Genomic DNA, 14,269 nt, shown 5'->3' on the forward strand with positions numbered 1-14,269 from the left:
TTTTTAGAACGTTAAGGTAGTAATTATGACTAGTAAAGCAAGATTAATTTATAATCCTGTATCCGGTCACGAGCAAATGCCCAAAAATGTGGCCGATATTTTAGATGTGTTAGAGCAAGCTGGTTATGAAGCTAGTGCTTTTAGAACTACACCTGAAGAAAATAGTGCTCGCAATGAAGCTACACGTGCTGCAAAAGAAGGTTTTGACTTAATTGTTGCAGCTGGTGGTGATGGTACAATCAATGAAGTTGTTAATGGAATCGCCTTTTTGGAAAAAAGACCTAAGATGGCAATTATTCCAGCAGGTACAACTAATGATTATGCCCGTGCATTAGCTATCCCACGTGATGATATTCCAAGTGCTGCAAAGGTAATCTTGAAGAATAAGACACGTAAAATGGATATCGGTAAAGCAATTTTTGGTGATCAAACTCAATATTTTGTAAATATTGCTGCCAGCGGTTCTTTAACAGAATTAACATATGGCGTGCCATCAGAAGTAAAGTCAGCTTTGGGTTATGCCGCATATCTGATTAAGGGTGCAGAAATGTTGCCTCACTTAACTGAAAATGAAATGCGCTTAACTTATGATGATGGTGTTTATGAAGGCAAGCTCTCAATGTTCTTGCTTGGGATGACCAACTCAATCGGTGGTTTTGAACAAGTTATGCCTGATGCACAACTTAGTGACGGACTTTTCCAATTGATCGTGGTTAAGCCTTCAGACCCTGTCAGCATGATGAAGTTGATGGCTTTAGCATTGAATGGTAAGCACGTTGATGATCCTAATATCATCTATACCAAGACTAGAAGCTTAAATGCAGAATTGATTGGTAAAAGCAAGGGACAAGATTTACCAGTTAACCTTGATGGTGAAATTGGTGGATATTGCCCAGTTGAATTCCATAATTTACAACAACATATTGAATTTTATGTTGGTAGATAAATTAGATAGACTAGAAAAGGGCATTGCCAATGCGGCAGTGCCTTTTTTGTGTGAGTGAGAATGAGAAATAGAAATTTAGAATCTTTGTCTTCAGAAGAAAAAGAAGAATTAGAGAGCGTAAAACAGCAGATCAAAGACTATCGCAAACATGGTCCACATAGCTTCAGAGAGCATTTGCAGAATTTCAATGACAGTGTCATGTCGATCATTGTGACGATCATCGTTTTAGAAATTAAGCCGCCTGAAAAAGCTGGTAGCTATCAACATTTTATTGCCGATATTGCGGTGTTTTTGATCACTTTTTTCATAATTGCTGAATTTTGTCATAGGTTGCATTCGACGTTTGTGACTTTTATTCATAAGCCGAATAAATTAGTAACTATTTTAGATTTTGCTTTTTTGGCAGATTTATCATTATTGCCTGTAATGACGAAGTGGATTATGGAAAAAGATACGACGTTTGCGGTAATGAATTTTGGGATTGTCTTTTTAATCGCGCAAATATTGCGAATGTTGCTGGCTTATTTTGGCGCGTTAGCTACTTGGAAGGATTCTAAAGTAGTAGAAGCAGTAATGTTTGAACGATCACGCTGGCGAATTCTTATGGTAACAATGTTAAATGTGGGGCTGATTATTCTAGCATTCTTTGAGCCAGAGCTTGCGATGATCATGTATATTGCTTTTCCGCTTATTTCATTTTTCACGCCGGATAGAGTTGTATTTTAAATATATCAAAAATGGTAGGATTTAAATCCTACCATCTTTTTTGTTTAGAAATTCATTTAAATTCATATTTTCTTTGACGTATTTCTCAGTTCCATCATTTACTGCTGTTTGATAATATTTGTATTTGAAATTAACTATGTCTAAAGTTCTTTGTAAATCCTGCATTTGTGCTTCGACTTGTTTACGCAATCTCTTGAACATAGCTAATCGTGCTGGCAAAGTTTCATCACCTTTTTGGGTTTGTTCCATAAAGACCTGGATATCCTTGATAGGCATCCCTGCCTTTTTGAGGCACTCAATCATTTGAATTGCATCAATGTTATCTTGGCTAAATTGACGGATGCCTGATTCAGTCTTTTGCAAATTAGGGATCAAATTCTCTTTGTCATAATATCTAAGAGTAGGGACAGATAAATTAAACATGTTGGCTACTTCGCCAATAGAGTAAGTTTTTGCATCTTTTAACATAATTTTCCTCGTATTTTTTATAAAAAGCCCTTGACCTAAAGTTAACTTTAGGTCTTATAGTAAAACCATCGACATAAGAAATCAAGATTTTAAAACGTAAAAGAAAGGAAAATTATAATTATGGCATACGGCTACATTACTAAGTTAGACAAAAATGTAAATCGTGATCATGTTACTTTTCACACTAGATATGGCGTTAAAGTAGCGGGTGACCTGTACTACTCAAAGGATGTTGATCCAGAAGCAAAAGTTGAATATCCAGCATTGATTGTTGGTGCACCTTACGGTGGTACTAAGGAGCAAGGACCAGCTGTTTACGGAAATGAATTGGCAAAAAGAGGCTTTATCGTTTTAACCTTTGACCAAGTTCACATGGGTGAATCAGGCGGATATCCAAGACACGTTTCTTCACCAGACTTGTTTGCAGAAAGCTTCTCAGCAGCTGTTGACTACCTTGGTATTCAAGTGCCATTTGTTGATCGTGAAAAGATCGGTGTAATTGGCATCTGTGGTTCAGGTGGTTTCTCACTTTCAGCAGCTAGTGTAGACACTAGAATTAAGGCAGTTGCTACTGCTTCTCTTTATGATATTACTGATATTCGCGGCATGGCTAACTTGACCAAGGAACAACTTGATCAAATGAAAGACAAGCTTTCTCGTCAACGTTGGACTGATTATGCTAACGATTATCCAGAATACAAGCCATTCTTCCCAGAAAAGCCATATCCAAATGAAGATGTACTTCCAGAAACTGATAAGGTAACCAATGTTTGGATGAGATTCTATGCTGTTCCTCGTGGTTACGCACCAAATGCTCGTGGTGGTTTCACTACTACATCAGACTTGTCCATGCTTCAATTTGATGCTTTAGCTCACGTTGATGAAATCACACCGCGCCCAATTCTTTTCATCTATGGCGATATTGCTCACTCACGTAGCTACTCAGAAAGAGCTTATGACTTAGCTAGTGAACCAAAAGAAAAGTACATCGTTAAAGGTGCAGAACACATCGACCTTTATGACAATAAGAAGTTCATTCCATTTGATAAGCTTGAAAGTTTCTTTAAGGAAAACTTGAAATAGAGGGCAAAATAAAAAGGACGAGATTTTTCTCGCCCTTTTCTTATACTTAAAATTATTAACGACGGTTGTCGCCCATACCAAAGATTTGTAAGAAGTACATAAAGATGTTTACGAAATCAAGGTAAAGTTGCAAAGCGCCGGCAGTTGCCAAACCAAGTTCTGAAGTTTGGCTAGCGTATTGTGAGTAGATTCTCTTCATTCTTTGAGCATCCCAAGCGGTCAAACCAGTGAAGATAATTACACCGATGTAAGAAAAGATGTAAGTTACCATTGGGTTTCTCAAGAACATGTTAACCAAGCTGGCAACTACTAAACCGATCAATGCAGCGAAGGCATATGAGCCGATGTTGGATAAGTCGCGCTTAGTAAATGAACCATAGATAGCCATTGTTACAAAGACAGCTGCAGCTGAAAGAAAGGCAGTTGCGACAGTACCAGTAGTATAAGCTTGGCAAATTACGGCAAATGTTAAACCATAGCTGACAGCCATAATCATTAACATTACGAAACTTGCGACTGGATTTCTAGTTGCTCTAAATGAAATGAAGAAAGTTAAAATAATTGGCAACAATAGAATCATCCAAGCAGAAGCAGCGTTGCTAAAGAGTGCTACCAATGCATGACTAAATACAGTAGTTGTTAAAAAGGCAGTTACGGCTGAAACTAAAACAGCTAAAGCCATAATCCAATATGTTTTTGCTAAAAAGCTATTTACAGCTGAAACATCTTGAACGGTTCTACGTTCAGGATTAGTTGAAAAATTATCCATAAAAAAATCCTTTCTGGTTTTTAATCTTATTAATAATAAGCTAACACAAAACCAGAAAGGACTAAAGGAAAATGATGTTTTTTAATGATTAATTATTTATTGTTTTTACCGTGGCCGTTCTTCCACTTAAGACCAATACCAGTGAATCCTGAAAGGATTGAGAAGACTGGTGAGAATAGGCTGAAGAATGCGAATGGCAAGAAGGCAAGAACTGGAACACCCAAGGTTGATGCGGCGAATGAACCGGCAACACCCCAAGGAATGAGGTAGTTAATAACACTACCACCATCTTCAAGCGTACGACTTAAAGCAAGTGGGGAAAGGCCCATCTTATCAAAGGCAGGCTTGAAAGCACGACCTGGTAAGATTACTGATAAGTATTGTTCACCAACGAATAGGTTGATGCCGATACCTGAAAGAATAGTAACAGTGATCAAGCTACCAGGAGTGTGGAGCTTCTTAACAAGTGGATCCATTGCACTTTGAACGATATTAAACTTCATAAGCATACCACCTAAAGATAAGGTAGAAATAATCAAAGCAACGGTACCCATCATGCTGGAGATACCACCACGAGAAAGTAAGGCATTAACAGAAGCATCTGAAGTTTTAGCAACGAAACCATTCATGATTAAGTTGTTTAATGAAGTGACAGCGTAGTGTGGATTTTCTACGAAGATCATTACGACTGTCAAAGCAATGTTTAAGAATAAGGTAGGAATTGCAGGGATTTTACGCCAAGCACAGAAGATCATTAAGATAACTGGTAAGATTGCCCACCAAGAAATAGTGAAGTTGTTTTGCAAAACTGACATGGTATGGTCGATCTTGCCCATGTCCATGTTGCCGCTGTTACCTAAGATCCAGAAAAGAATTAAGGAAACGATGAAGGCTGGAATAGTTGACCACATCATGTTCTTAATGTGAGCAAATAATTCGTCTTCGGCAATGGCACTAGAAAGGTTAGTTGAATCAGAAAGTGGAGACATCTTATCGCCAAAAACAGCTCCTGAAACAATGGCTCCGGCTACTAATGCAGGGTTAGCATTCATGCTGGCACCGATACCGAAAAGCGCAATTCCGACAGTGGAGATGGTAGTAAAACCACTACCGATGGCCATACCGATAACGGCACAAACGATGAAGACTGATGGAACGAAGACTTGACCACTAATTAAGTGGAAGCCAAGAACCATGATGGAAGGGATGATGCCGGCTTGAATCCAAACACCAATCAAAGCCCCGATCAAAATGAAGATAAAGATAGGAATAATCGCAACGCCGATACCTTCTTTAATTCCGTTTTGAATATCTTCCCAAGAGTAGCCGCGGAATTTTGCCCAGAATGTTAAAAGCAAAACCGTGAACAAAACGGGTACTTCAGGGGATAAGCCGAATTTGATTACTGAGAAGCCAAGTATTGCCAAAAGAATGATTAAGATAATAATGGCTTCTGAGAAGCTGACTTTCTTTTTCATAAAAATTCCTCCAAATAAAAAATCCCGCTGACTAAATAAATAGTCAACGGGACGATTGCAAAACCGTGGTACCACCCACATTGTAAGTCTAAGAACTTACACTCTTACAGATGATAACGGTTCTGGTTGTTTTCCGATACAAAATTATTAACGATGTAATTCATTATTTCCGCCTGACTGGTTTGCACCGACCACCAGATCTCTGAACGCTTAACGGAATAACTACTGTTTCGTTTCTTGTTGTGCATTATGATAGCAAGATTAAAAAATTAAGTCAATAGTTAATTTAAAATTTTTTTGGATAGACGATCTTGCTCTTTTTAGTTAAGATTATCTATGTTAGAAAAAATCATTATGTTTGTAAAAAAGGACAATGATATGCAAAAGAATCAAATTATTGAGTTGGAAATAACGGACTTGTCTTACGAGGCAATGGGAGTTGCCCATTATGAAGGGATGACGGTCTTTGTTAATAATGCTCTTCCTGGTGAAATTGTGAAGGCCAAGATCTTGAAAGTGAAGAAGAACTTTGCTTTTGCCAAGATTGAAGAGATTGTTAAGGAAAGCCCTGATCGAATTAAGGTTAAGTTGAACCAATGGGTCCAAACTGGTTTGGCATCCCTTGCTCATATTAAATACGATAAGCAACTAGAATTTAAGCGTAATCAAGTGGTTAATTTGCTTAAAAAGGCGCACTTAGATAACGTTGAAGTAGGTCAAACTTTGCCTAGTCCTGAACAAGTTGGTTATCGTAATAAGGCACAAGTTCCAGTACGTGAAATTAAGGGTCAACTTGAAATCGGCTTCTTCAGACGTCATTCACATGACCTAGTACCACTGACTAACTTCTTTACCACTGATCCTGAGATCGATCGCGTGTTGGTTGCCGTACGTGATATTTTGCGTAAGAATCATGTGCCAGCTTATGACGAAGTAAACAACAAGGGTGAAGTTCGCTATCTTGATGTTCGCCGCAGTAAGGCTACTGGTGAAATTATGGTAATTTTGGTATGTCTTCATAAAGATTTCCCGGCTTTACCAAGAGTGGCTGCAGAAGTTAGCCAAATTCCTGGTGTATCAGGCCTCATCTTGAACCACAATCCTAAGAAGACCAACGTAATTTTGGGTAAAAAAGATTACGTTGTCTTTGGCAATGATCAAATTACTGATGAAATTGGTGACTTGAAGTTTAGAATTTCACCACAAAGTTTCTTCCAAATTAACTCATTGCAAACGCCACGACTTTACAACTTGGCAATTGAAAAGGCAGATTTGAAGCCAAGCGATGTTGTGATCGATGCTTATTCTGGTATTGGAACAATTGGCTTGAGCGTTGCTAAGCATGTTAAGGCTGTGCGCGGTATTGAAGTGGTTAGGGATGCGATTAAAGACGCCAAGGACAATGCGGAATTAAACGGCATTACTAACGCTAAGTACTACTTGGGCAAGGCTGAAGAAGTTATGCCTCGTTGGGCTAAGGAAGGTCTTAAGACTGACGTTGTATTCGTTGACCCACCAAGAAAGGGATTAACGCCTGAATTTATTGATGCGACAGTCAAGACTGGTCCTAAGAAAGTCGTTTATATTTCATGTAATCCAGCAACGATGGTTCGCGACTTGCAATTGTTCCAAGAGCAAGGTTACGAATTTGATCGAATTGATCCAGTAGATATGTTCCCACAGACTCCACATGTGGAAGCCGTAACGGTGTTGGAGAAGAAGTAAATAACATAAAAGATGCTCATACTCATATAAGAAAGTACGAGAAAAGTATGAAATTAATTAAGGTTACTCAATTAAGTGATGAACTTGCAGAAATGGTTGCCTTGTTTCGGGTAGAGCTGCGTTCCTATAAAGGGATTGTGTCGAAACCAGACATAGAAGCAGGACGTAAAGAAATGGAAGAATATCTTTCTGCTAATTTTCCAGTGTTTGCTGCTCTTGTGAATGGAGAATATGCAGGCTATGTTGTTTGCCGTATTGATAGCAAGGTAGTATGGGTAGAGTCAATTTTTGTAAAAGAAAAATATCGACGTCATGGAGTAGCAACTGCTCTGCATAATAAAGCGGAGAAAATTGCCTTTTCTTATGGTAACGATACTGTTTATAACTATGTCCATCCTAATAATCACCACATGATAGAATTTTTGAGGAAACGCGGTTATACTGTTCTGAATTTAATTGAGATTCGCAAACCGTACAAAGACGAAAAGTTGACGCAAACAATTTCTGTTGGTGAACATGAATTTGACTATTGATTAGATATTGTTGCTATGTATGGATGATAATTACTGAATAATTTAGTGCAAATTTAAAAAGTGTACTATTTCTTTTAAAGAGAAGTAGTACACTTTTTAATTACTGTTTTTAGTACACGAGACTGGCATATTAACTGAAGAATTATTACATATGATATACTAATAAATAATAAGTGAAATGCAATTAAGGAGCAGTAAAAATGAAGGCATTAGTAGTGAACGATCCCAATCATCGGTCAATTGCAGAATTAGAATTTGGCGATTTGACCGTACCAACTCCTGAAAAAGACCAAGTTCTAATCAAGGTTTATGCAGTGGGGTTAAATCCAGTAGATTATAAAATTGTTGAAAGTGGAGTTAGTGCTTGGAAATATCCGCACATCTTAGGACTAGATGTGGCCGGAAAAATTGTTAAAGTTGGTGATCAAGTTAAAGACTGGAAAGTTGGAGATCGTGTGTCAGGACATGGTGATCTAACTAAAAATGGATGTTTTGCAGAATATGTGTCGGCACCAACTTATGAATTAGCCAAGATTCCTGATGATATTACTTACGAAACAGCGGCAAGCATTCTTTGCGGCGGGCTAACTGCATATGAGGCAATCGAACGAAAGGCAAACTTTAGTAATGTTAAAACAGTCCTTGTTCATGCAGGTGCTGGTGGAGTAGGAAGTATTGCTGTGCAGCTTGCTAAACGTCATGGCTGCCAGGTTTTCACTACAGTGTCTACTAATAAGATAAAGTATGTTAAAAAATTGGGCGCTGACGTAATTATTGATTATCGCAAACAAGATGTAACAAAAGAAATCAAAAGATTAACTAAGGGATTAGGTGTTGATTTAATTATTGATACTGTTGGAAAAGCAGAGGCTGAAAAAGACTTGGCACGCCTTGCTTATAATGGACAATTGGTAACAATTGTTGATGTTCCCGATATTACTCGGACACCAATGTTTAATCGTGCTTTGGGGATGGCTGTTGTTAATCTGGGTGGTGCTCATCTTAGTAAAAATCCTTTTCAGCAGACCGATCTTGGTCGAATGAACGGGGAACTACTCGATTTGGTTAAAAATGAAGAAGTTAAACCGTTGATTGAAAAAGTAATTCCGTTTGATCAAATTATTGAGGGACTGAATGAGATTAAGGAAAGAAAAGTGATTGGCAAGATTGTGGTTCGGATGGCTTAAAATTTGATGAAGTAGCAATTTCCGGAATTGTGACGTGTTATATGATGTTCTTTAAGAAAGATATTTACTATGAAGAAAACAGAACATGAAAAATTATTAGCTGGTGAAGACTATGACTACAGGGATGCTGAAATTCAACAAATGTTAGCTAATGGTCGCAAGTATTGTGCACAAGTTAATACCGAAACTAATCCAGCTAAACGACAAGAAGCAATTAAGAATTTGTTTAATAAAGTAGGCAAGGATTTAGCAATTAATGGTCGTATTGATGTACTTTACGGCAATCACACTTCATTTGGCGATAACGACTTTATCAATGATAATTGTCGTTTGCAGGATTCGAATTTGATTACTTTTGGCGACAGAGTAATTGTGGCACCAGATTGTAAATTCTATTGTGGTGAACATGCTATTGATGCCAATAAGCGTTTTGGCACGCGCGAAGACGGCACTAAATATTTAATTAGTTATACCAAGCCAATTACAGTAGGTAACGACGTTTGGATTGGCGGTAACGTTACAGTCATTGGCGGTGTGCATATTGGGAATAACGTAATTGTAGCGGCTGGCGCTGTTGTAACTAAGGACGTTCCTGATAACACAATTGTTGGTGGAGTTCCTGCAAAGGTAATTAGATCGCTACCTGCTTTGAAATAGTTAAGTAATCACCATCTTTGAGTATCACCACACTTGAAGATGATGATTTTTTTACATCCAATCAATTATGGAAATATCTTAGAGTAACAAGGGAAAACGATATGTTTATTAATCACTTAAATTAAAAAATACTAAATTTTTGTTGACATATCATGAAAATGAGATTAATATCATTTTCAACAAATCAAATAAGAAAGTTAGCTTTGATAAGGAAAAGTAATTTTGAATCATACTTTCAGAGAGCCTTTGGTTGATGAGAAAAGGTAGTAAAATTCAAGATGAAAATCACCTTTGAGCAGGAGTTACGATATTTAGTAACTTCAGGGACTGCCCTTTATAGCAGCGATGTATCGCCCATTTTTTAATGGGCCGCACATGCAAGAGACTAGGATTCTATTCTAGTAAATTTAGGTGGTACCGCGTTTATGAAACGCCCTATTGGATCAATATGATCCGGTAGGGCGTTTTTTGTTTATCTAAGCTAACGTTTAATTTTTTAGAAAAAGAGGACGTTATTATGAAAAACTGGTTAAAATCATTATCATTTGGAGCTTTAACAGCTGGTGTCGTTGCAACTTTATCTGCTTGTTCTAACAATTCTACAAGTGGAGCAAGTCAAAGTTATAAAAAGTCGATGTCATGGATGACTACTTCCGAAGTTCAAACTCTTGATCCTGATAAAATGGTTGACACTGCTAGTGGTGAACAAGCAAACAACGTTTTTGAAGGCTTAAATCGTTTGAACAACAAGAACCAAGTTGTTCCTGGTGTTGCTACTACAACTACCCAAAGTAAAGATGGCTTAACCTGGACTTTCAAGCTTAGAAAAAATGCTAAATGGAGTAATGGAGATCCCGTAACAGCGCAAGATTTTGTTTATTCAATGCGAAGAAAGTTAGATCCAAAGACTAAATCTCAACAGCAAAATCACTTCGATTCAATCGTTAATGCACCTGAAGTTATGAAAGGAACTAAAAAGCCATCATCTTTAGGTGTTGAAGCTAAAGATAAATACACTTTAGTTGTTCATCTAACTCACGCTACTCCATACTTTAAGACTTTAACTGCAACTGGGTGGAATCCAGAAGACGAAAAGGTAGTTAAAAAATATGGTGATAAATATGGTACCGCCTCAAAATATATGGTTTATAACGGTCCATTTACAAGTAGTGGTTGGACAGGAACCAACTTAAGCTGGAAGCTTAAGAAGAATAATCAATATTGGGGCAAGAAAGCTGTCAAACTTGATACGGTTAATTACAGTGTTCAAAAGACTCCATCTACTGACTACAATCTTTATCAAGCAAATAAACTTGATGGAGCTTATCTCGATACTCAAGGTTCAAAGCAATTAAAGAATCAATCAGGCTACCACGTATTTAAACTAGATAGAACTGAATATCTTACTTACAACGTATCCAAGAATAAGGATTTAGCTAATGTTAATTTGAGAAGAGCATTCTCAATGGCTTTGAATCGTAAATCACTTGCTCAAACTGTAGGAGCCGCAAATACAGTTGCCACTACTTTCTCTGGACCACAAGAAACAGTCGGCAATACCAATTTCAACAATTACGCTGAAAAGCATCTAAATAATCAATATGTTACTTACAACAAGGATGAGGCAAAGAAATCATTTGATAAAGCCTTAAAGCAATTAGGAAAATCAAAAGTTAGCTTCACTTTAACTGGCGATGATGATGACGTTTCTAAGAAAGTTACTGAATTTGTTCAAAGTGCATTAGAAGAAACTTTTGGTAAGAAAGTTGATGTTCAAGTTAGAAATATGACTAAGACTACACGTGTAAGCAACATGCTTAATGGTAATTACGATGTTGACTACACCGGTTTATCAACTGACTTCAACGATCCATATGCAATGCTCAGCGTTATGATGACAGGCCAAAGTTACAACTTTGGTAAATGGTCAAACAAGCAATATGATCAATATTTAAACGATTCGAACAAGGAATTAAATAATACTAAACGTTTGGACTACTTCCTTAAGGCAACTCAAGTTATGAATGATGAACAACCATTAACTCCTTTGTACCATGATGGTCAAGCTTGGATGGTTAGAAATTCTGTTCATAATTTAGGCTTTACTTCAAGCAGTTTTAACTTCAGAGATACTTATGTAACTAAATAATAAGTGGGGTACTAAAAATGACGAAAACAGCTTTTTTAAATTGTAATTTATTTGTTGGTAATGAAAATGATTTAGTCTCAAATGCATGGTTTGTTGTTGGTAATGAAAATGATTTAGTCTCAAATGCATGGTTTGTTGTTGATGATGAAACAGGTAAATTAACAGCGCAGGGTTCAGGAAAGTTTGATGAAAAAGTAGATAAAACAGTTGATCTAGATGGGCAATATGTGATGTCGGGTTTAATTAATGCCCATACTCATATTGGCTCTGATCGAGTGGCAAATCGAAACTTCCCACAAACGGAAACTACTGTAACATACAATGCTTTGCATAATTTAAAAGAAGGTTTGCAAGGCGGAGTTACTTATATTCGTAGTTGTGGCGTGCCATTTGATGTAGATATTAAATTGAAAAGAATGCGAGATCAACTTCCCTTTGAGGGACCAGGTTTACGACCAGCAGGGATGCCGATTTCAATTTTAGGTGGCCACGCTGATTTGCCTATAGGTGAAAACAATGAGCAAAATGCAGCTCATTTAGTTAATTCTCCAGATGACGTACGCAAAGCAATTAGAGAACAATTTAAAAAAGGTGCTGAAAATATTAAATTAATGGCAACTGGTGGCATTATGTCACAAGGTGATCAAGTTGATGATACCGAATTATCTCTTGAAGAAATGCAAATGGCCGTCAAAGAAGCACATTCTAAACATATGACAATTTGTGCACACGCAGAAGGTCGCTTAGGAATTCATTATGCTGTGGTTGCTGGTGTAGATTCTGTTGAACATGGCTTTTATGTCAGCGATGAAGATATTGAATTGATGAAAAAGCAAGGAACATTTTTATCACCAACTTTAACTGCAGGAAACCAAATTGTAGTAAATGGTAAAGGCAAGCTATCGGATTTCTCATATCAAAAGATGTGTGATAATGTTGAAGCCTTTTATGAACATGTAGGTAAAGCAATCAAGGCAGGAGTTAAGTTGGCTTTAGGTACTGATGCTGGTACTTTTAATAATCCATTAAAAGATACATATAAAGAATTGGTTGAACTTGTTAGAGCAGGAGCTACTAATTATCAGGCACTTCATGCTGCTGGTTTAGGTTCTGCAGAGTTATTAAAGATTGATAACGAATACGGTTCTCTTGAAGTAGGAAAATATGCAGACTTTTTAGTTTTAAAGAATAATCCACTAGATGATGTAGCTGCAGTCGGTCAAGAAGATAAGCAAGTTTATCAACATGGTGAAAGAAAATTTTAGTAGTGATTTAGAAAAGAGATTAAAATGACAACTACTTTGTATAAAAATTTCAATTTGTTTGATGGTACTGAAGATAAAGTAACTGATAATGCCTGGTTCTTGGTTAATGATGAAGCTGGACGCTTAGAAAAAGTCGGAACAGGCGATAGCACTGAAACTGCAGATAAAACTGTTGATTTGAATAATCAATATGTTATGCCAGGCTTAGTTGATGCACATACTCATATTATGATGAATGCTTTTACTAATAAGCTCTATTACCTGACTGAAACCGAACTAACCTTGCAAGCTTTGGAGAATTTGCGTGAAGGGTTGAAAGCTGGATTGACCCTTGTTCGTGATTGCGGTGCAGCATTTAATGTTGATGTTAAGTTGCAAAAATATCGTAAGGATCATCCCTTCGATGGACCAGAAATCGTTCCTTCAGGTCGACCAATGTCAATGACTGGTGGACACGGCGATTTTGTTGAAGGAGAAAATGGTGAAGCAACTTGGGGCTACTTAGTTGATTCACCTGATGAAATGAGACATGCCGTTAGATGTGCATTTAAAGCAGGTGCAAAAAATGTAAAATTGATGGCTACTGGTGGTGTTATGTCAGCTACTGACCAAGTTGATGACACTGAACTTAGCCTTGAAGAATTGCAGATGGCTGTCAAAGAAGCTCATTCTAAACATATGACAGTTTGTGCTCATGCTGAAGGAGATCGTGGCATTCATAATGCGGTTGTAGCTGGGGTTGATTCAGTTGAACATGGTTGTTATGTCAGAGATGAAGATATTGAATTAATGAAAGAGAAAGGTACATATTTAACACCTACTTTGATTGCTGGATATACTATTCCTAAATATGGTGAAGGCAAGTTGCCACAATATATGTTGGATAAAGCAAATGCATTTTTAGATGATTTCTTTGAACATGTTGGAAAGGCAATTAAAGCTGGAGTGAAGTTGTCATTTGGAACTGACTCGGGTACTCCATTTAATCCGTTTAGGGATGCACCTGTAGAATTAAGCTTAATGGTTAAAGCAGGAGCAACTAATTTTCAAGCATTGCAAGCTGCCGGAATGGGTTCAGCGACGCTACTTCGGATGGAAAAAGATTACGGTAGTTTGCAAGAGGGTAAGTTTGCTGATTTCTTAGTCTTGAAAAATAATCCATTAGAAGATGTGGCTGCAGTTCAGCAAGAAGATAAGCAAGTTTATCAACATGGTGAACGTAAATTTTAATAAAATATTTGACTTCCTATAAGAAATCCTGTTGATGAAGGGTAAAAGATTAG

13 protein-coding genes and 1 other annotated feature are annotated in these 14,269 nt (G+C 37.3%); of the genes, 10 read left to right on the forward strand and 3 right to left on the reverse strand.

Going from position 1 to position 14,269, the window contains the following annotated elements:
• Nucleotides 1–25: 25 nt before the first annotated feature.
• The gene (locus RDN22_RS03780) at nucleotides 26–946 is read left to right on the forward strand and encodes a diacylglycerol kinase family lipid kinase (RefSeq protein ID WP_308556059.1); all 921 of its coding nucleotides are present in this window, start codon (nucleotides 26–28) and stop codon (nucleotides 944–946) included.
• Between the two features lie 60 nt (nucleotides 947–1,006).
• Nucleotides 1,007–1,672: a TMEM175 family protein gene (locus RDN22_RS03785; RefSeq protein ID WP_308556061.1), complete on the forward strand. Its 666-nt coding sequence runs from the start codon at nucleotides 1,007–1,009 to the stop codon at nucleotides 1,670–1,672.
• 21 nt (nucleotides 1,673–1,693) lie between these two features.
• Here RDN22_RS03785 and RDN22_RS03790 read toward each other — a convergent pair whose 3' ends face one another.
• Nucleotides 1,694–2,140, reverse strand: coding sequence for a MerR family transcriptional regulator (locus RDN22_RS03790; protein ID WP_308556063.1), 447 nt, complete (start codon nucleotides 2,138–2,140; stop codon nucleotides 1,694–1,696).
• A gap of 120 nt (nucleotides 2,141–2,260) precedes the next feature.
• On the opposite strand from RDN22_RS03790, the gene RDN22_RS03795 reads away from it, so the two are divergent.
• Complete coding sequence (locus RDN22_RS03795) at nucleotides 2,261–3,223, forward strand: alpha/beta hydrolase (protein WP_308556065.1); 963 nt, start codon at nucleotides 2,261–2,263, stop codon at nucleotides 3,221–3,223.
• Nucleotides 3,224–3,278: 55 nt separating this feature from the next.
• Here the strand turns inward: RDN22_RS03795 and RDN22_RS03800 are convergent, their stop codons facing one another.
• Together RDN22_RS03800 and nhaC are read right to left on the reverse strand one after the other, a co-directional pair.
• Nucleotides 3,279–3,992 carry a Bax inhibitor-1/YccA family protein gene (locus RDN22_RS03800; RefSeq protein WP_308556067.1) on the reverse strand — a complete coding sequence of 238 codons (714 nt, stop codon included), beginning with the start codon at nucleotides 3,990–3,992 and terminating at the stop codon, nucleotides 3,279–3,281.
• A 92-nt stretch (nucleotides 3,993–4,084) separates the two neighbouring features.
• The gene (gene nhaC, locus RDN22_RS03805) at nucleotides 4,085–5,470 is read right to left on the reverse strand and encodes a Na+/H+ antiporter NhaC (protein WP_308556069.1); all 1,386 of its coding nucleotides are present in this window, start codon (nucleotides 5,468–5,470) and stop codon (nucleotides 4,085–4,087) included.
• 378 nt (nucleotides 5,471–5,848) lie between these two features.
• On the opposite strand from nhaC, the gene rlmD reads away from it, so the two are divergent.
• The 7 genes from rlmD (at nucleotide 5,849) to RDN22_RS03840 (ending at nucleotide 14,216) form a co-directional block, all read left to right on the forward strand.
• Nucleotides 5,849–7,195: a 23S rRNA (uracil(1939)-C(5))-methyltransferase RlmD gene (rlmD, locus tag RDN22_RS03810; RefSeq protein ID WP_308556071.1), complete on the forward strand. Its 1,347-nt coding sequence runs from the start codon at nucleotides 5,849–5,851 to the stop codon at nucleotides 7,193–7,195.
• A gap of 47 nt (nucleotides 7,196–7,242) precedes the next feature.
• Nucleotides 7,243–7,728 (forward strand): GNAT family N-acetyltransferase, encoded by a 486-nt coding sequence (locus tag RDN22_RS03815; protein WP_308556073.1) that lies wholly within the window; start codon nucleotides 7,243–7,245, stop codon nucleotides 7,726–7,728.
• Nucleotides 7,729–7,928: 200 nt separating this feature from the next.
• A complete protein-coding gene (locus RDN22_RS03820; protein ID WP_308556075.1) occupies nucleotides 7,929–8,915 on the forward strand; it encodes a zinc-binding dehydrogenase in 987 nt (328 codons plus the stop codon).
• A 69-nt stretch (nucleotides 8,916–8,984) separates the two neighbouring features.
• A complete protein-coding gene (locus RDN22_RS03825) occupies nucleotides 8,985–9,572 on the forward strand; it encodes a sugar O-acetyltransferase (RefSeq protein ID WP_308556077.1) in 588 nt (195 codons plus the stop codon).
• A 194-nt stretch (nucleotides 9,573–9,766) separates the two neighbouring features.
• Nucleotides 9,767–10,013 (forward strand) — a binding site (T-box leader).
• 76 nt (nucleotides 10,014–10,089) lie between these two features.
• Entirely contained in the window at nucleotides 10,090–11,721 is a 1,632-nt protein-coding gene (locus RDN22_RS03830) for a peptide ABC transporter substrate-binding protein (protein ID WP_308556079.1), read from the forward strand.
• A gap of 17 nt (nucleotides 11,722–11,738) precedes the next feature.
• The gene (locus tag RDN22_RS03835; protein ID WP_308556081.1) at nucleotides 11,739–12,986 is read left to right on the forward strand and encodes an amidohydrolase family protein; all 1,248 of its coding nucleotides are present in this window, start codon (nucleotides 11,739–11,741) and stop codon (nucleotides 12,984–12,986) included.
• 24 nt (nucleotides 12,987–13,010) lie between these two features.
• Nucleotides 13,011–14,216, forward strand: a complete 1,206-nt coding sequence (locus RDN22_RS03840) for an amidohydrolase family protein (protein WP_308556083.1) — start codon at nucleotides 13,011–13,013, stop codon at nucleotides 14,214–14,216.
• Nucleotides 14,217–14,269 lie beyond the last annotated feature (53 nt).

The sequence above is a fragment of the uncultured Lactobacillus sp. genome, from assembly GCF_902491705.1.
Classification (GTDB): domain Bacteria; phylum Bacillota; class Bacilli; order Lactobacillales; family Lactobacillaceae; genus Lactobacillus.

Bases quoted from the DNA above. Each gene is read 5' to 3' on its own strand.
- RDN22_RS03780 (WP_308556059.1), top strand. From the start codon at position 26: ATGACTAGTAAAGCAAGATTAATTTATAATCCTGTATCCGGTCACGAG.
- RDN22_RS03785 (WP_308556061.1), top strand. From the start codon at position 1,007: ATGAGAAATAGAAATTTAGAATCTTTGTCTTCAGAAGAAAAAGAAGAA.
- RDN22_RS03790 (WP_308556063.1), bottom strand. From the start codon at position 2,140: ATGTTAAAAGATGCAAAAACTTACTCTATTGGCGAAGTAGCCAACATG.
- RDN22_RS03795 (WP_308556065.1), top strand. From the start codon at position 2,261: ATGGCATACGGCTACATTACTAAGTTAGACAAAAATGTAAATCGTGAT.
- RDN22_RS03800 (WP_308556067.1), bottom strand. From the start codon at position 3,992: ATGGATAATTTTTCAACTAATCCTGAACGTAGAACCGTTCAAGATGTT.
- nhaC (WP_308556069.1), bottom strand. From the start codon at position 5,470: ATGAAAAAGAAAGTCAGCTTCTCAGAAGCCATTATTATCTTAATCATT.
- rlmD (WP_308556071.1), top strand. From the start codon at position 5,849: ATGCAAAAGAATCAAATTATTGAGTTGGAAATAACGGACTTGTCTTAC.
- RDN22_RS03815 (WP_308556073.1), top strand. From the start codon at position 7,243: ATGAAATTAATTAAGGTTACTCAATTAAGTGATGAACTTGCAGAAATG.
- RDN22_RS03820 (WP_308556075.1), top strand. From the start codon at position 7,929: ATGAAGGCATTAGTAGTGAACGATCCCAATCATCGGTCAATTGCAGAA.
- RDN22_RS03825 (WP_308556077.1), top strand. From the start codon at position 8,985: ATGAAGAAAACAGAACATGAAAAATTATTAGCTGGTGAAGACTATGAC.
- RDN22_RS03830 (WP_308556079.1), top strand. From the start codon at position 10,090: ATGAAAAACTGGTTAAAATCATTATCATTTGGAGCTTTAACAGCTGGT.
- RDN22_RS03835 (WP_308556081.1), top strand. From the start codon at position 11,739: ATGACGAAAACAGCTTTTTTAAATTGTAATTTATTTGTTGGTAATGAA.
- RDN22_RS03840 (WP_308556083.1), top strand. From the start codon at position 13,011: ATGACAACTACTTTGTATAAAAATTTCAATTTGTTTGATGGTACTGAA.